Raw genomic sequence first — 15669 nt, forward strand, 5'->3', positions numbered from 1 at the left:
GAAACCTGGGCCGGATTGCAGGCGATCCTGGCCGACAAGGGATTATACGACGGCGCGGTGGACGGGTCCTTCGGGCCCGGCACCCGCCGCGCCGTGCTTGCCGCTTACGGAATCTTTGAAACGGAGAACTGAAATGACGAAATTGATCCTGTCCACGTTTCTGCTCGCACTGGGCCTCTTCTGGGTGCTTCCGGCCGGTTCCGCGCAGGCCTATTGTTATGAACCGGAAGCCGAAGCTCCGTCGGAAGGACCCGCGAGCTCACTCAGCATTTCTTGCCAGGACGGCAGTCCACAGATCGGTAAAGTCGTCAACACCAACGTCACCAAGGGGATCGTCAAGATCCTGCAGGGTGCCAACACGACCTGCGACCCCCGCATCGACCAGCGTTACCGGATCGATTGCCTCCGGCTCTACTACCTGAAAGTCGCAGCGAACTTGCCAGACTCGGGGGATTACCTGCCGATCAAGAAGGCGATGCTCGACGCCGCCGCGAAGCTGGACGCCATCGTGACCAAGTATGAGGACCCGAACGCCCCCACCCTGCGCCTGCGCGAAGGCCACAAGCCGATGGCCAAGCGCCTGCCCCCGGTGCGTGCGGTCAAGAAGGACTTCGCCGAAGTGGCGGCCGCCGAAGCCGCCGACGTGGTGAAGGAGGCCGAGTTGATCATCATCCGCTCGGGTGGCGATCCGGCCCGGCGAACCCAGCATTACAACGAGGTCGCGGCGGCGGTAGAGGAAAACCTGGTCATCCTGCGCTCGGCCTGACCCGGTAGGGCGGACATCATCCCCGCCCTGCTGCCGGAAACGCCGCCCGTCGGCCCGGCGGGACGGAACGCAAACCGTCCTGCCGCGTTTGCCCCGCACTGTTCACATTGCCGGGCGCAAGGCCGGTGCACAAAGGGGGCTGCTCGTGGGTATCATCTGGACGATCATCATCGGCTTTCTGGCGGGCGTGATCGCCAAGTTCATCATGCCCGGAGACCGGAACGAGCCGGCGGGTTTCGTGATGACGACCATCCTCGGCATCGTCGGGGCCTTCGTCGCGAATTTCCTGGGCCAGTCGCTTGGCTGGTACGGGCCCGAAGACGGCGCCGGGCTGATTGGGGCGGTGATCGGCGCGATCATCGTGCTCTTCCTCTACGGTGCCCTGCGCCGCCGCGCCTGACTGCTGCAAAGGAAAGGATTCACAGCATGGCAAGAAGCAGCCCTTCGCTGGTCGCCCTTCTGGGGCTTCTGGCCGTCGCCGGATACCAGAACCGCGACAAGCTTGGCGAATTGCTGAACGGTCGTTCCGACGACCCGGCCCGGGACCCGGGCGCAGGGGCGGGCGGCATTCTCGACAGCTTTCGCCAGTCGCAAGGCGGCGGCGGCCTGCTGAGCGGGCTTTCCGAGCTGTTCGACCGGTTCGTGGCCCCGCAGCATCGGTCCAAGATCGACAGCTGGGTGCAGCAGGGCCCGAACGAGCCCCTGTCCGCCGACGAGCTTGAGCAGGCGCTGGACGCCGACACCATCGCCGAACTGGTCGCCAAGACCGGCCTCAGCCGGCAGGAGCTTCTGTCGCGGCTCAGTGCGTCGCTGCCGCACGCCGTGGACCAGGTCACGCCTGACGGCCATTTCCCGCCGATCAGCGCGCCCGAGCCACGCTCGGCCTGATATGAGAACGGGGGCCGAAAGGCCCCCGTTCTGTTTTCGACAGGCGCGGCGCGGGTCTGCCCGCGACGCAACCGATCAATGCACCACGGCCTGCGCCGGACGTTCCCGGCGGCTTTGCACCACGCGATCACCGATGATCAGCCCCTCCGGCCCCGCCGTGACGCGGATCACGCTGCCGTCGAGGATTTCCCCGGCCAGCAGCATCTCGGCCAGCGGGTCCTGCAACTGCCGCTGGATCACCCGCTTCAGGGGCCGCGCGCCAAAGACCGGATCGTAGCCTTCGTCTGCCAGCCAGGCCTTGGCCGTGGCGTCGAGGTCGAGCGTGATCTTCCGCGCCGCCAGCCGCTGTTCCAGCCGGTGCAGCTGGATCTCGACGATCCCGCTCATGTCGCCCCGGTTCAGCCGGTCGAAGATGATCTGCTCGTCCAGCCGGTTCAGAAATTCCGGCCGGAAATGCTGGCGCACGGCTTCCATCACCTCGGCCTTGGCCGCGCTGGCATCCGCGCCATCCGGCAGTTCCGACAAGGCCCGTGCGCCAAGGTTCGAGGTCAGGATGATCAGCGTCTGCCGGAAGTCCACCGTCCGGCCCTGGCCATCGGTCAGGCGACCATCGTCCAGCACCTGGAGGAGCACGTTGAACACGTCCGGGTGGGCTTTTTCCACCTCGTCGAAGAGGACGACCTGATAGGGCCTGCGCCGCACCGCTTCGGTCAGCACCCCGCCCTCATCATAGCCGACATAGCCCGGAGGTGCCCCGATCAGCCGGGCGACGGAGTGTTTCTCCATGAACTCGGACATGTCGATGCGGACCATCGCCTGGTCGTCGTCGAAGAGATAGGCCGCCAGCGCCTTGGTCAGCTCGGTCTTGCCGACGCCGGTGGGACCGAGGAACAGGAAGCTGCCCAGCGGACGGTTCTCGTCCGACAGCCCGGCCCGCGCCCGGCGCACGGCCTTGGAGACGGCTTCCACCGCCGCCCGCTGGCCGATCACCCGCTTGCCCAGCTCCTCTTCCATCTTGAGAAGCTTCTCCTTCTCGCCCTCCAGCATCTTGGTGGTGGGGATGCCGGTCCAGCGCTCCACCACCTCGGCGATCTGCTCGGGACGCACGGCCTCGGCGACCAGAGCCTGGCCTTCCTTGGCTTCCGCCTCGGCCAGGTCCTTCTCCAGCGCCGGGATGCGGCCATACTGAAGCTCGCCGGCCTTGGCGAAGTTGCCCTCGCGCTTCGCGCCCTCAAGCTCCGCCCGCGCCACGTCCAGCTGTTCCTTCAGCCCGCGCGCGGCCTCCAGCGAAGCCCGCTCGTTCTGCCATTTCGCGGTCAGCTCGGAGGATTTCTCCTGCAGGTCGGCAAGCTCCTTCTCCAGCTTCTCCAGCCGGTCCTTCGAGGCAACGTCGTCCTCCTTCTTCAACGCCTCGGCCTCGATCTGGAACTGCAGGATCTGGCGATCCAGCGCGTCCAGCTCCTCGGGCTTGGAATCCACCTCCATCCGCAGGCGAGAGGCCGCCTCGTCCATCAGGTCGATGGCCTTGTCGGGCAGGAAACGGTCGGTGATATAGCGGTGCGACAGCGTCGCCGCCGCGACCAGCGCCGCGTCGGTGATCCGCACCCCGTGGTGCAGCTCGTACTTCTCCTTGATCCCGCGCAGGATGGAGATGGTGTCCTCGACCGTCGGCTCCTCGACGAAGACCGGCTGGAAGCGACGGGCCAGCGCCGCGTCCTTCTCCACATGCTTGCGGTATTCGTCCAGCGTGGTGGCGCCGATGCAGTGCAGCTCACCCCGCGCCAGCGCCGGCTTGATCAGGTTCGCCGCATCCATCGCGCCTTCGGATTTCCCGGCGCCGACCAGCGTGTGCATCTCGTCGATGAAGAGGATGATCTCCCCCGCCGCCGCCTCGATCTCCTTCAGGATCGCCTTCAGCCGCTCCTCGAACTCGCCGCGGTACTTCGCCCCGGCGATCAGGGCGCCCATGTCCAGCGCCATCAGCTTCTTGTTCTTCAGGCTCTCCGGCACGTCGCCGTCGACGATGCGCAGCGCAAGGCCCTCGGCAATCGCCGTCTTGCCGACGCCGGGTTCCCCGATCAGCACCGGGTTGTTCTTCGTCCGGCGCGACAGCACCTGCATCGCGCGGCGAATCTCCTCGTCGCGACCGATGATCGGGTCGATCTTGCCGTCCCGCGCGGCTTCGGTCAGGTCGCGGGCGTATTTCTTCAGCGCTTCCATCGTGTCTTCACTGGACGCCGAATCCGCCGTCCGCCCCTTGCGGACCTCGTTGATCGCCGTGTTCAGCCCCTGGGCCGTCACCGCCCCCGCCGTCAGCGCATCCTTGGCCCGCGTGTTCACCAGCGCCAGCGCGGTCAGCAGCCGCTCGACCGGCACGAAGGAATCCCCGGCCTTCTTGGCGACCGTCTCCGCCTCGTCCAGCACGCGCACCAGTTGCGGGTCGACATAGGTCTGCGCATCGCCGCCCGAAACCTTCGGCAGCTTGGCGATCGCGGCATTGACCGCCGCATTGACCTGCTCGGGCGAGCCGCCCGCCTTGCGGATCAGGTTCGCGGCCAGACCCTGGTCATCATCCATCAAAGCCTTCAGGAGGTGGTCGGGCAGCACCCTCTGGTGGCCTTCCCGCATCGCGATGGTCTGCGCGGCCTGAAGGAACCCGCGCGACCGTTCCGTGAATTTCTCCAAATTCATCGGTAATCTCCCTTTCTAAAGCGCCCTGCCTGCGGTGCCCGGATCTCCAGCACACCCCTTGAGGGCCTCGCCCCTGATTTGTGGGCCGGGACCGGGCTTTGCAATCCCCGCTTGCGCAAAAACCACAAGCCCACGAAATCGCCGCTCTCGGCCTTTCCTTGCCGATCAGCGCGCGCCCTTTCGGCGGGATCGGGCAGCCCGGTCGTTCCGCGCGCAACCGTGCCTTGCATTGCCCCTGCCGCGCCCCGCATCTTTGGGCCTTCGACTTCGGAAAGGCCGATCATGAGCGATTCCAAACTTCCCCTGATCCACAAGGCCCCGGTCGAGGGGCTGACGATCCACGTCGCGCGCACCGGCCTCTCCATCGGCGATCCGGCCTGGCTCGACCGGTTGTCCGACGGGCGGATCGGCGTCTTCGCCCGGCTGAAAAAGCCGATCCTCGGCCTGATCCCGCATCACAGCGAGGGGCTGGTCGGCCATCTGGGTCCCGTGGCGGAAGAGATTCTCGCCCCCTCGCTCGCGCATGGCGACGACCTGCGGGTCCGGATCATCGACTTGACGCCCGAGCATCTGGCCAACGGCTATCCACCAGAGGTCTATATCTCGGTCTGGGGCGACCCGCGCCACCTGCAGCCCGTGCTCGCCGCCGTCGGCCTGCCCGACCCCCTGCCCGAGACGCCAAGGCCCAAGGCGCCAAAAGGGCTCAGCGGCCTCCGTCCCGCTTGAGGGGCTCATAGCGCACATAGGCGAAGGCGCTGGAATCCGGCGCCCAGCAGGGCACGTTCATCGTTCCCTGCCCGCCGGTGAACTCCCGCACCCGGCGCCGGTTGCCGCCCTCCGGGTCGCACAGCACCAGCGCGACGGGCAGGTCCGCCGGATGCCCCGTGGTTCCCGGCGGATAGGCGAGATACAGAAGGTGCCGCCCATCAGGCGAGGGATGTGGAAACCAGTTGACGCACCCGTCCTCGAACAGCTGCCGCTGCCCCGAGCCGTCGGCGTCCATCACCCAGATCTGCGCATGTCCCGTCCGGTCGCAGTTGTAGTAGATGCGGGTCCCGTCGGACGAGAAGTCCGGCCCGTCGCAATGCCCCTCGCCCAGGGTCAGCCGCTGCTCCGCCTGCTCCGGTGCCAGGGTGTAGACGTCGATGACCCGGCTGCCGCCCCGCGCCGCGACATAGGCCAGCACCCGCCCGTCCGGCGATATCCCATGCCACCAGCTGGGCGCTTCCGGCGAAACCTTCACCGGCTCGCCCCCGTCCACCGGCATCAGGTAGATCTGCGACCCTTCGCCTTCGTGATGCGAGGAGAGGATGATCGCCGTGCCGTCCGGCGTGATCCCGTGATCGTTGTTGCAGCGGACCGCCGCACCCGTCTCCACCAGCTCCAGCACCGGCTGCCCGAGGGGAACCCGGTAAAGCCGCCCCTCCCCGTTCACCAGGAGCCAGTCGCCGGAGGGTGCCCAGTTCGGGGCCTCGATCCGCCCTTCCACCGCGAGGACCTCGCGCACCCGGCCCGAGGCGGGCTCGTAAATCTCGATGATGCTGCGCATGGTCTAACCTCTTAAATTTAAATCAAATTGTGCTTGCTCTTTACACAAATACTCCGGGGTCCGGGGCAGCGCCCCGGGGTCGATCACAAGGCTCAGTCCCGGGTCTTCGCGACCAGCAGCTTCTTCGGCCGCAGCCCCTCTGCCGCCTTGAACAGGGAAAAGGTCTGGTTGACATAGTTCACAACGCCCGAGACCTTCTCCAGATAGGCCTGCAGCTCCGCCGTCCGCTCGGCCTCCACCAGCTGCACCGCGCGGCCGGGGTCCATCCCCTCGAACTGGACGTAGAACAAGGGCTCGCCCCGGCGCAGGATCAGGTCCTTCTTCGGCTCGTGCCATTCGAAGGCCCACATCAGCGGCCGCGGCCAGATCGAGATCGGGAAGCGCCCGCCGAAGATCGTGCCGGGCAGCGGGTCGGGCCGGTAATGCGCGAAGGCGGCCAGCTGGCTCAGGTAGACCATCTCGTCGGCGATGAAATAATAGGGCAGGTGCAGCTGCACCGTGGGCCGATCCGGGAAACGCCATTCCGCCTCGGAGACCAGGGTCAGCACCTCGTTCAGCTTCGAGGACCGGATGGGCGAGGACGCCCCCGCCCGGTTCACCAGCACCGCCTTGCCCTTGTCGTCGCGCTGGAAGCCGATGTGCAGGTCGAACGGGCATTTCACCAGGAAGTAGCGGCTTTCCAGCTGGATCACCGCCGGGCAGCGGCTGGCCGATTTGGCATGGGCCTTGTTCTGCGGGCGGATCACCACCCGCTCCGGCGGGTCATACAGCACCGCGCCCTTGTCCTGCGCGAGGAACCAGCCCACCGTCAGCGGCCCCGATCCCGGCCCCTCCTCCGGGCGGTCGTAATCCAGCCTGATCTCCATCGCCCGCTCCTATTCCAGCGCCCTGCGCAAGGCCCGCACCGCATCCGCCGAAGTCCGCCGCAGGACCGGCGGCGCGAAACCCATCTCCACCGCCCGCCCCGCCACCGGGACCTGCACCGAACATGAGGCGTGAATCTCGGCGATGCCAAGCCCCTTCAGCGCCGCTGCGTTGCCCGGGCTCACCCCCGATCCCGGCATCACCGTGATCCGCCCCGCCGCCTGCGCGACCAGCGCCGCGATCCGCGCCGCCCCGGCCTCGGCTGTCGTCTCGCCGCCCGAGGTCAGGATGCGGCGGAAGCCCAGCCCGACCGCCTCCTCCAGCGCCTCGCCCATGTCGGGCGTCAGGTCGATGCAGCGGTGCAGGACCAGATCCATCCCGCGCGCGGCAGCCACCAGCCGCCGCAGCACCGCCCCGTCCAGCCGCCCGTCGGGCTGCGAGGCCCCCAGCACCACCCCCGCCAGACCCGCCGCCCGCACCGAGGCGATCTCCGCCTCCATCATCCCGACTTCCGCCTCCGACCAGACGAAATCCCCCACGCGCGGCCGGATCATCGCCACCACCGGCACCCCGCAGCGCGCCGCCAGCGCGATCAGCCCGACCGAAGGCATCAGCCCGCCCAGCGCCAGCGCCGCGCAAAGCTCGATCCGGTCGGCCCCGCCCGCGACCGCCTCGGCCAGCCCCTCGGCGCTGTCGACGCAGACCTCCAGCCTTATCCCCATGCCTCGACCCCCGCCATCGCCGCGCCCAGAAGCCCCGCATCCGCCCCGCATTCCGCCGGCATCAGCACCGGCCCCTGCGTCCGCCGCAAAATCCGCACCCGCACCGCCTCGTCCAGATAGGCCACCAGCCCCGGCGCGCGCGACAACCCCCCGCCGACCGGCACCACATCCGCGCCGATCACGTTCACCACCATCGCCAGGGGCCCCGCCACCAGTTCGCGCCACAGCGCCATGGTCTCCCCCGCCTCGGCCTCGCCAGCCATCCAGCCCGCGATGATCGCCTCCGACCCCAGAAGTTCCGCCGTCCGTTTGCGGTGCAGCCGTTCCAGCCCGCGCGCCGAGCCCACCGTATCCACGCAGCCCACCTGCCCGCAGCCGCATTGGAAGGCGAACTCGCCCCGGATCACCGGCCCATGGCCCCATTCCCCGGCATAGCCGCCCGCGCCCGTCACCAGCTGCCCGCCGAGCACCAGCCCGCCGCCGACGCCCGAGCCGAGGATCACCCCGAAGACCGACCGGTGCCCCCGACCCGCGCCCTGCTTCGCCTCGGCCAGCGCGAAGCAGTCGGCGTCGTTCAGCACCCGGACCGGCAGCCCCGTCACCGCCTGCAGCTCCGGCGCCAGCCGGAACCCGTTGATCGCCGGGATGTTCGCCACATTGCCCACGCCGGTCGCCGGGTCCACCACGCCAGCGATAGAGATCGCGATCCCCGCCTCGCGTCCCGTCGCGAATCCCGCCACCGCCGCCGTGAAGGCCGCCGTGTCGCCGAGCGGCGTCGCCACCTCGCCCAGAGGCCGCAACGCCCCGTCCCAGACCGCCGCCTTGATCCGGCTGCCGCCGATGTCGAATGCCAGGATCATCCCTGCTCCCCGTTTCCCGCCAGTCTTGACAGCCCTGCCCGGCCCCGTCAAACCGCGCCAAATCCCGGAGGCTCGCATGTCCGCAGATGACCGCCTGATCGTCGCCCTCGACGTGCCGAACGTGGTGCAGGGGCTCGACCTCGTCGCCCGGATCGGCGAGGCCGCCAGTTTCTACAAGATCGGCCTCGGGATGCTGACCGGCGGCGGCCTGGCGCTGGCGAACGAACTCAAGCAGGAACAGGGCAAGCGCGTCTTCCTCGACATGAAGCTCTTCGACATCGGCGCGACCGTCGAAGCCGCGGTCCGGGGGCTTTCGCAGTATGACCTCGACTTCCTCACCGTCCATGGCGACCCTCAGGTGGTCAGCGCCGCCGCCACCGGCAAGGGCGGCACCGGCCTGAAGATCCTTGCCGTGACGATCCTCACCTCGCTTGACCGCGCCGACTTGGACGCGAACCTGATCAAGCCCGGCGACATCCACGAGATCACCCTGGAACGCGCCGCCCGCGCCCTTCAGGCCGGAGCCGACGGCGTCATCGCCTCGCCGCAGGAAGCCGCGCTGATCCGCGCCCTGCCCGAGGCGGAAGGCAAGCTGATCGTCACCCCCGGCGTCCGTCCGGCTGGGGCCGCGACCGGCGACCAGAAGCGCATCGCGACCCCCCGCCAGGCCATCAGCGACGGGGCCGACCATATCGTCGTCGGCCGCCCCATCTGGCAGGCGAAGGACCCCGCCGCCGCCGCGCGGACGGTGATCGCCGAACTGCCCCGCCGGGACCCCTGAAAGCCTGCGGCACATCGGCGCGGATCGCCCTTCCGTGATACCCAATCAAAAGAATCGGGCTTTACAAAACTAAGGATTTTAGTCAGACAATCGGGGCAATCCCGGTTGAAAAGGTTTGCCCATGCGCCTCCTGTCTGTCCTCGCCCTCTCCACGGCCCTCGCCTCCCCGGTGCTTGCGGCCACGCCGGAAGAGGTGACGCAGCACTATGCCGACATCGCGCTTGCCGGCTACCAGGACAGCCTGACCACCGCCCAGGCCCTTCAGGCGGCCGTCGCCGCGCTGATCGCCACGCCTTCGGACGAAACCCTGCAAGCCGCGAAGACCGCCTGGCTTGCCGCGCGCGTGCCCTATCAGCAGACCGAGGCCTTCCGCTTTGGCAACCCCATCGTCGACGATTGGGAAGGCCGGGTGAACGCCTGGCCGCTGGACGAGGGGCTGATCGACTACACCTCGGGCGACTACGGCAACGAAGAGAATGCGCTGGCCACCCTGAACGTCATCGCCACGCCGAAATTCACCCTCTCGGGCAAGGAAATCGACGCCACCACCATCACCCCCGAGCTGCTTTCGGGCACCCTGCACGAGGCCGACGGGATCGAGGCCAACGTCGCCTCGGGCTACCACGCCATCGAATTCCTGCTCTGGGGTCAGGACCTGAACGGCACCAACCCTGGCGCCGGGGCGCGGCCCTTCACCGATTACGCCGCGGGCGACGCCTGCACCAACGGCAACTGCGACCGTCGCGCCGCCTATCTGCAATCGGCTGCCGACCTCCTGGTCTCCGACCTGACCGAAATGGTGGACAACTGGGACGAGGACGGCCCCGCCCGCGCCGCCGTGACCGCCGACCCGCAGAAGGGCATCCTTGCCGCCCTGACGGGCATGGGCAGCCTTTCCTATGGCGAGCTCGGCGGCGAGCGGATGAAGCTGGGCCTGATGCTGAACGACCCCGAGGAAGAGCATGACTGCTTCTCGGACAACACCCACAACAGCCATTACTATGACGGCATCGGCATCCGGAACGTCTATCTCGGCACCTATACCCGGACCGATGGCAGCACGCTGACCGGTCCCGCGCTGACCGACCTCGTCGCCGCCGCGGATCCTGCCGTCGACGCCCAGCTGAAGTCGGAACTCGACGCTTCGGTCACCGCGCTGAAGGCGGTGAAGGATGCGGGCGATGCCGGCAAGACCTATGACACGCTGATCGCCCCGGGCAATGCCGAAGGCGAGGCGCTGATCATGGGGGCGGTGAACGCGCTCGTCACGCAGACCGCCTCGGTCGACCGGGCCGTCACCGCGCTCGGTCTCTCCAAGGTCGAATTCGAGGGCTCCGACAGCCTCGACAACCCCGAAGCCGTCTTCCAGTGATGCCATGATCATCTGTCATTGCCAGTCCATCACCGACCACGACATCCGCGCAGCGGTGGACTGGATGCGCGCCTCCGACGCAGACACGGTGATAACCCCCGGCAAGATCTACCACGCGCTGGGCAAGCGGGCCGAATGCGGCGGGTGCATGCCCTTGTTTCTGAACACGATGCGGACGAACGAAAACTTCCGCGTCCCCGGGGCGGGCGAGGTGCCGATCCTGCGCCGCCGTGCTGGCTCCATCGCCGCGAAATAGCCGAGAGTTTCTGTAAACTTTTGGAAATGCAGGGAAATTTTCACCGCGCTCTGGACACCGGAGCGCGGCGCGCCTATTTTGCTTCCCGACACCCAGCAAGGTTATCCCAGCCAGGGTCAACTCCGCAGAGTGCGAAAGGAAGCGGCCATGAAGGGCGACGCGAAAGTCATCGAATATCTCAACGCAGGCCTGCGGTCGGAACTGACCGCGGTCAGCCAGTACTGGCTGCACTACCGGCTGCAGGAGGATTGGGGCGTCGGTCATCTCGCCGACAAGTCCCGCGCCGAATCGATCGAAGAGATGCACCACGCCGACCGCTTCATTGCCCGGATCATCTTCCTGGAAGGCCATCCGAACCTGCAGAAGCTGGACAGCCTGCGCATCGGCCAGACCATCCGCGAAACGCTGGAAGCCGACCTCGCCGCCGAGAACGAAGCCCGCAAGCTTTACATCGAGGCGCGGCAGTATTGCGATTCCGTCGGCGACTACGTCAGCCGCGCGCTCTTCGACGCCACTCTCGCCGATGAGGAAGGCCATATCGACTTCCTCGAAACCCAGCTTGGCCTCTTCGACACCCTCGGCGCCGAACGCTACGCGCTGCTGAACGCCAAGCCCGCCAGCAAGGCGGAATAACCGGCCGTCATTCCGGACAGGCACGGCTCTGGCAGGCTGGGCGAAAGCCCGCCCATATTGTTGCGAACGACGGGTTGGCACCTGCCGGTGCCGCCCGAGCCGGCGCAGGGTGAGAAATCCGCCCACACGCCGTAATCCATCGGCAACCCGCCCTGTGCCCGGACGCCCCGCAACTCTCTCCCGAAAACCTCCGGCCGTTCACCTGGCTCCAAATCCGGAGGCCCTAAACCCAAGCCAATTGGCCGCAGGCCAGAGGCGAGACACGAGAGCCGCCCGCCAGCGCGGAAGCGCCTCCCTCCGGGGGCGGACACCCAGAACTCCCCATGGCCATCGCCCCCTTCGCACGCGCCCTTCCCGCCCCAGGGACACACCGCCGCAGCCCCGCTTTTCCGATTGAATCACTCAACAACCCGGGCGTATGACTGCGCGCAAAGGAGGCTCGCCATGCGCCACGCCCTCGCCATCCTCTGCCTCGCAGCCCTCGCGCCAAGCCCTTCCCTTGCGCAAAGCCTGGACGACCGCCACCTCGCCGTGATCCCCCGCACAGCCGCAGAGACCGCCCGGATCGCCAAGGTCCTTGCGCCCCCCGCCGAATTCTCCAAACCCGAACCCTTCGAGGCCAAGCCCGCCGGTGCCGCCACCGTCCGCGCCATCGCCACCGCCGACGCCTTCTCGCAGCATTCCGACAACATGGCCTTCGAGCGCGAGATGGACTTCAAGCTCGGCAACGCGCTCTTCCGCAAGACCTGGGTCGCCGCCCCGTCTTCCACCCAGGCCTCTGACGGACTCGGCCCGCTCTACAACGCCCGCGGCTGCCAGGACTGCCACCTGAAGGACGGCCGCGGCCACACGCCCCCCACCCCCGACGCAAGCCGCGTGTCGATGTTCCTCCGCCTCTCTGTCCCCGGCGGACCCTCGCCCGAGGGCATCGCCGACTGGATCGCCACCTCGCCCGATCCCACCTACGGCGGCCAGCTGCAGGATCTCGCCGCCCCCGGCCACCCCGCCGAGGGGCGGATGGATGTCACCTGGACCGAGACGCCCGTCACCCTCGGCGACGGCACCGTCATAAGCCTGCGCGCGCCCAGCTATGCGTTCGCAGATCCCGCCTATGGCGCCCCCGCGCCCGACCTGATGCTTTCCCCCCGCGTCGCGCCCCAGATGATCGGCCTCGGCCTCCTCGAGGCGATCCCCGCCGCCGACATCCTCGCCAAGGCCGACCCGGACGATGCCGACGGCGATGGCATCTCCGGCCGCCCGCAGATCGTGCCCTCGGTCGAGTTCGGCATCCCGATGCTGGGCCGCTTCGGCCTCAAGGGCGGTGCCGCCACGGTGAAGGAGCAATCCGCCGCCGCCTTCTCGGGCGACATGGGTCTTTCCACCGTGCTCCACCCCGACCCCTGGGGCGACTGCACCACGGGCGAGCAAAGCTGCATCGACGCCCCGCACGGCCAGGAACCCGGCATCCGCGACGGGCTGGAGGTCGACGGCCAGAGCCTCGACCTCGTCACCTTCTACGCCCGCAACCTCGGCGTCCCCGAACGCCGCAACATCGACGACCCGCAGGTCCTGCGCGGCAAGGAGCTGTTCTACGCCACCGGCTGCCAGGGCTGCCATACCCCGAAATACGTCACCAACCGCCTGCACGATCAGCCGGAGCAAAGCTTCCAGCTGATCTGGCCCTATACCGACCTGCTCCTGCACGACATGGGCGAGGGCCTTGCCGACAACCGGCCCGAGGGTCGCGCGACGGGGTCGGAATGGAAGACGCCGCCGCTCTGGGGCATCGGCCTGACCGAACAGGTCTCCGGTCACAATGAATTCATGCATGACGGCCGCGCCCGGTCGCTGCTGGAGGCTATCCTCTGGCACGGAGGTGAGGCACAATCGCAGCGCGACACCGTCGCCGCCATGCAGCCCGAGGATCGCGACGCGCTCCTCGCCTTCCTCGGAAGCCTTTGATGCCCGATCTCCCGTTTGCAACGCCCGCCTTCCCGCACCTCCATTCCTCCGTGCGGGGGAGGGCCAGGCTGGGGGGGCTCCGGGCACTGGCCCTGATGCTCCTCCTTGCCCCCCCGGCCGCCGCCGACACCGCTGCGGTGGTCGCCGACCATGCCCGCCCCGGCTATCAGGCCTTTGACGATGCCGCCGCCCGGCTGGCCGATGTCGAAAGCTGTGACGCCGAAAAGCTGCGCCCTGTCTTCCAGGCCGCCTATGACGCCTGGATGGGCGTCGAGCACCTGCATCTCGGCCCGGCCGAGGAAGACGGCCGCGCCCTCGCCATCCTCTTCTGGCCCGACCCCAAGGGCCTTGGCGCCAAGGCGCAGACCGCGCTCCTGACCGGCGATCCGGCGGCGCTCACGCTCGACGGCATGGCCCAGCAATCGGTCGCTGCCCGCGGCCTCTCGGGTCTTGAACGCCTGCTCTACCCGGCAAAGCCGCTGGCTGCCGATCCCTGCCCGCTGATCCAGATCACCATTGATGACATGGCCCGCCAGGCCGAGATCCTGTCCGCCGGATGGGATACCTTCGGCGACCTGCTCCTCAGCGCGGGCCAGCCGGGCAACACCCGCTTCCTGAAGCCGCATGAGGCGACCCAGGCGCTCTTCACCCAGCTTGCCACCGGGCTGGAATTCGTCGCCGACCGCCGCATCGGCCGCCCCTTGGGCACCTTCGACAAGCCGCGCCCCGATCTCGCCGAGGGTCATGCCTCGGGCCGGGCTCTGGCCAACATCACCCTTTCGCTGCAAGCCCTGCGCGGGCTGGCCGTCAGCCTCAGCCCGAAAAGCGCGAAGACGCTCGCCGCCTTCGACCATGCGATCCAGCTGGCGCAGGAGCTGAACGATCCGAACCTCGACGCGATCACCGACCCGCAGGCCTGGCTGAAGCTGCAGATCCTGCAGCAGGCGGTCCGCGCCACCCGCGACGCCGCCATTGCCGAGATCGGCCCGGCGCTCGGGGTAGAGCTTGGTTTCAACTCGCAGGATGGCGACTGATGCAGCGCCGGACCTTCCTCGCCAGTTTCGCCGCAAGCCTCGCCCCCCGCCTGACCTGGGCCGACGTGGGTGCCCCCGCCTTCCTCGCCGCCGGGAAGCGGGGCGAGGATTTCTACCTGCACGGGCTTGCCGCCACCGGGGAATCGCTGTTCCAGCTGCCGCTTCCCGGACGGGGCCATGCCGCCGCCGCCCATCCCGTCCGGGCCGAAGCCGTGGCCTTCGCCCGCCGCCCCGGCACCTTCGCCCTGGTGATCGACTGCGCCACCGGCGAGACCCGCCACCGGCTGACCCCGCCCGAAGGGATGCAGTTCAACGGCCACGGCGCCTATTCGCCGGACGGTTCCCTGCTGATGACCTCCGAGGTGGTGGCCGAAACCTCCGAAGGCCGCGTCGGCCTCTGGGACACCACGCGCTACACCCGGCTGACCGACTGGCCCAGTCACGGCATCGGCCCGCACGAGATCAAGCGCTTGGACGATGGCCGCCTCGTCGTGGCGAACGGCGGCATCCAGACCGATCCGGTCGACCGGACGAAGCTCAACATCCCCGACATGCGCCCGAACCTGACGCTGCTTGCTCCCGACGGGACGCTGCTCGACCAGATCGACCTGCCCGACCTGCACCAGAACTCGATCCGCCATCTTGCCCTGCATGGCAACACCATCGCCTTCGCGATGCAATGGGAGGGCGATGCCTCGGAACCCGTCCCGCAGCTTGGCCTCTGGACCCCCGGCACGGCGCCGGTCCTCTGCCCGCCGCCCGAGGCCGAGGCCTTCACGATGCAGGGCTATGCCGGCTCCATCGCCGCCACGGCGAAGCGCATCCTGATCACCTCGCCCAAGGGTGGCGCGCTGATGCTCTTCGACGCCGACGGAGGCTACGTCGCCACCCATCTCCGCGCCGACCTTTGCGGCGCGGCCACCGCCTCCGGTGCCTTCACCGTCACCGATGGCCAGGGTGCCGTCTGGTCCGCCGACGACACCGGCCTCACCCCGCTCGCCAGTGACGAGACCCGCTGGGACAATCACCTCGTCGCGCTGACCTAGTCCGCGACCCGCTCGCAGCGCCAGTCCTTTCACCTGGCTCCAAATATCCTCTGGGGGTTCGGGGGGCGAAGCGCTCCCGACGCCGAGCCGGTTGGCGCTTGCGCCAGAGGCGAGACAAACTCCTGCGCGCCAGCGCCCGATTTCCGAAGCGCCCGCCACCCGGCCGCCGGGCCTCGGGGCACAACCCCGGAAGACATTAAGAAGATCCTAACGCCCGCAACCAACCCATTGATTTCACTGAATCC

The 15669-nt window shown here is 68.3% G+C and carries 17 protein-coding genes; 12 read left to right on the plus strand and 5 right to left on the minus strand.

Translation table 11 applies throughout. From position 1 onward, the window contains the following. Positions 1 to 15: 15 nt before the first annotated feature. The 4 genes from V7Q39_RS20600 (at position 16) to V7Q39_RS05075 (ending at position 1654) form a co-directional block, all read left to right on the plus strand. On the plus strand, positions 16 to 132 hold the full coding sequence (locus tag V7Q39_RS20600; protein WP_443082489.1) for a peptidoglycan-binding domain-containing protein: 117 nt from the start codon (positions 16 to 18) through the stop codon (positions 130 to 132). 1 nt (position 133) lies between these two features. After that, positions 134 to 766, plus strand: a complete 633-nt coding sequence (locus V7Q39_RS05065; RefSeq protein WP_333815479.1) for a hypothetical protein — start codon at positions 134 to 136, stop codon at positions 764 to 766. Positions 767 to 911: 145 nt separating this feature from the next. Continuing rightward, positions 912 to 1166 (plus strand): GlsB/YeaQ/YmgE family stress response membrane protein, encoded by a 255-nt coding sequence (locus tag V7Q39_RS05070; RefSeq protein WP_333815481.1) that lies wholly within the window; start codon positions 912 to 914, stop codon positions 1164 to 1166. 26 nt (positions 1167 to 1192) lie between these two features. Further along, positions 1193 to 1654 (plus strand): YidB family protein, encoded by a 462-nt coding sequence (locus V7Q39_RS05075; RefSeq protein ID WP_333815483.1) that lies wholly within the window; start codon positions 1193 to 1195, stop codon positions 1652 to 1654. A 75-nt stretch (positions 1655 to 1729) separates the two neighbouring features. On the opposite strand, the gene clpB is transcribed toward V7Q39_RS05075, so the two are convergent. Then, positions 1730 to 4345: an ATP-dependent chaperone ClpB gene (gene clpB, locus V7Q39_RS05080; RefSeq protein ID WP_333815485.1), complete on the minus strand. Its 2616-nt coding sequence runs from the start codon at positions 4343 to 4345 to the stop codon at positions 1730 to 1732. A gap of 282 nt (positions 4346 to 4627) precedes the next feature. Here clpB and V7Q39_RS05085 point away from each other — a divergent pair, with 282 nt between their 5' ends. Next, positions 4628 to 5071 carry a hypothetical protein gene (locus tag V7Q39_RS05085; RefSeq protein ID WP_333815486.1) on the plus strand — a complete coding sequence of 148 codons (444 nt, stop codon included), beginning with the start codon at positions 4628 to 4630 and terminating at the stop codon, positions 5069 to 5071. Here V7Q39_RS05085 and V7Q39_RS05090 read toward each other — a convergent pair. The 4 genes from V7Q39_RS05090 to V7Q39_RS05105 all read right to left on the minus strand — a co-directional run bounded on the left by V7Q39_RS05090 (position 5049) and on the right by V7Q39_RS05105 (position 8340). Continuing rightward, complete coding sequence (locus V7Q39_RS05090) at positions 5049 to 5894, minus strand: TolB family protein (protein ID WP_333815487.1); 846 nt, start codon at positions 5892 to 5894, stop codon at positions 5049 to 5051. The two genes, V7Q39_RS05085 and V7Q39_RS05090, sit on opposite strands and share 23 nt — an antisense overlap. 92 nt (positions 5895 to 5986) lie before the next feature. After that, positions 5987 to 6760 carry a hypothetical protein gene (locus tag V7Q39_RS05095; RefSeq protein ID WP_333815488.1) on the minus strand — a complete coding sequence of 258 codons (774 nt, stop codon included), beginning with the start codon at positions 6758 to 6760 and terminating at the stop codon, positions 5987 to 5989. 9 nt (positions 6761 to 6769) lie between these two features. Further along, positions 6770 to 7480, minus strand: coding sequence for a copper homeostasis protein CutC (locus V7Q39_RS05100; protein ID WP_333815489.1), 711 nt, complete (start codon positions 7478 to 7480; stop codon positions 6770 to 6772). After that, entirely contained in the window at positions 7471 to 8340 is an 870-nt protein-coding gene (locus V7Q39_RS05105) for an ROK family protein (RefSeq protein ID WP_333815490.1), read from the minus strand. The genes V7Q39_RS05100 and V7Q39_RS05105 overlap by 10 nt, the downstream gene beginning before the upstream one ends. A gap of 76 nt (positions 8341 to 8416) precedes the next feature. On the opposite strand from V7Q39_RS05105, the gene pyrF reads away from it, so the two are divergent. The 7 genes from pyrF (at position 8417) to V7Q39_RS05140 (ending at position 15424) form a co-directional block, all read left to right on the plus strand. Beyond that, positions 8417 to 9121 (plus strand): orotidine-5'-phosphate decarboxylase, encoded by a 705-nt coding sequence (gene pyrF, locus V7Q39_RS05110; RefSeq protein ID WP_333815491.1) that lies wholly within the window; start codon positions 8417 to 8419, stop codon positions 9119 to 9121. 115 nt (positions 9122 to 9236) lie between these two features. Continuing rightward, positions 9237 to 10493 carry an imelysin family protein gene (locus V7Q39_RS05115; protein WP_443082488.1) on the plus strand — a complete coding sequence of 419 codons (1257 nt, stop codon included), beginning with the start codon at positions 9237 to 9239 and terminating at the stop codon, positions 10491 to 10493. Positions 10494 to 10497: 4 nt separating this feature from the next. Beyond that, entirely contained in the window at positions 10498 to 10749 is a 252-nt protein-coding gene (locus tag V7Q39_RS05120) for a (2Fe-2S)-binding protein (protein ID WP_333815493.1), read from the plus strand. A 147-nt stretch (positions 10750 to 10896) separates the two neighbouring features. Then, positions 10897 to 11382, plus strand: a complete 486-nt coding sequence (bfr, locus tag V7Q39_RS05125) for a bacterioferritin (protein ID WP_333815494.1) — start codon at positions 10897 to 10899, stop codon at positions 11380 to 11382. Positions 11383 to 11826: 444 nt separating this feature from the next. After that, positions 11827 to 13344, plus strand: a complete 1518-nt coding sequence (locus V7Q39_RS05130; RefSeq protein ID WP_333815495.1) for a di-heme oxidoreductase family protein — start codon at positions 11827 to 11829, stop codon at positions 13342 to 13344. Positions 13345 to 13439: 95 nt separating this feature from the next. Then, positions 13440 to 14378 (plus strand): imelysin family protein, encoded by a 939-nt coding sequence (locus tag V7Q39_RS05135; protein WP_333815496.1) that lies wholly within the window; start codon positions 13440 to 13442, stop codon positions 14376 to 14378. Next, on the plus strand, positions 14375 to 15424 hold the full coding sequence (locus V7Q39_RS05140; protein ID WP_443082490.1) for a DUF1513 domain-containing protein: 1050 nt from the start codon (positions 14375 to 14377) through the stop codon (positions 15422 to 15424). Before V7Q39_RS05135 ends, V7Q39_RS05140 begins: the two co-directional genes overlap by 4 nt. Positions 15425 to 15669 lie beyond the last annotated feature (245 nt).

It is taken from the genome of Tabrizicola sp. (genome assembly GCF_036781545.1).
Taxonomy (GTDB): Bacteria; Pseudomonadota; Alphaproteobacteria; order Rhodobacterales; family Rhodobacteraceae; genus Tabrizicola.

What these genes read in the sequence shown, in the direction of transcription:
- V7Q39_RS05065 (WP_333815479.1), top strand. Translation starts at nt 134, where the DNA reads ATGACGAAATTGATCCTGTCCACGTTTCTGCTCGCACTGGGCCTCTTC.
- V7Q39_RS05075 (WP_333815483.1), top strand. Translation starts at nt 1,193, where the DNA reads ATGGCAAGAAGCAGCCCTTCGCTGGTCGCCCTTCTGGGGCTTCTGGCC.
- clpB (WP_333815485.1), bottom strand. Translation starts at nt 4,345, where the DNA reads ATGAATTTGGAGAAATTCACGGAACGGTCGCGCGGGTTCCTTCAGGCC.
- V7Q39_RS05085 (WP_333815486.1), top strand. Translation starts at nt 4,628, where the DNA reads ATGAGCGATTCCAAACTTCCCCTGATCCACAAGGCCCCGGTCGAGGGG.
- V7Q39_RS05090 (WP_333815487.1), bottom strand. Translation starts at nt 5,894, where the DNA reads ATGCGCAGCATCATCGAGATTTACGAGCCCGCCTCGGGCCGGGTGCGC.
- V7Q39_RS05095 (WP_333815488.1), bottom strand. Translation starts at nt 6,760, where the DNA reads ATGGAGATCAGGCTGGATTACGACCGCCCGGAGGAGGGGCCGGGATCG.
- V7Q39_RS05100 (WP_333815489.1), bottom strand. Translation starts at nt 7,480, where the DNA reads ATGGGGATAAGGCTGGAGGTCTGCGTCGACAGCGCCGAGGGGCTGGCC.
- V7Q39_RS05105 (WP_333815490.1), bottom strand. Translation starts at nt 8,340, where the DNA reads ATGATCCTGGCATTCGACATCGGCGGCAGCCGGATCAAGGCGGCGGTC.
- pyrF (WP_333815491.1), top strand. Translation starts at nt 8,417, where the DNA reads ATGTCCGCAGATGACCGCCTGATCGTCGCCCTCGACGTGCCGAACGTG.
- V7Q39_RS05120 (WP_333815493.1), top strand. Translation starts at nt 10,498, where the DNA reads ATGATCATCTGTCATTGCCAGTCCATCACCGACCACGACATCCGCGCA.
- bfr (WP_333815494.1), top strand. Translation starts at nt 10,897, where the DNA reads ATGAAGGGCGACGCGAAAGTCATCGAATATCTCAACGCAGGCCTGCGG.
- V7Q39_RS05130 (WP_333815495.1), top strand. Translation starts at nt 11,827, where the DNA reads ATGCGCCACGCCCTCGCCATCCTCTGCCTCGCAGCCCTCGCGCCAAGC.
- V7Q39_RS05135 (WP_333815496.1), top strand. Translation starts at nt 13,440, where the DNA reads ATGCTCCTCCTTGCCCCCCCGGCCGCCGCCGACACCGCTGCGGTGGTC.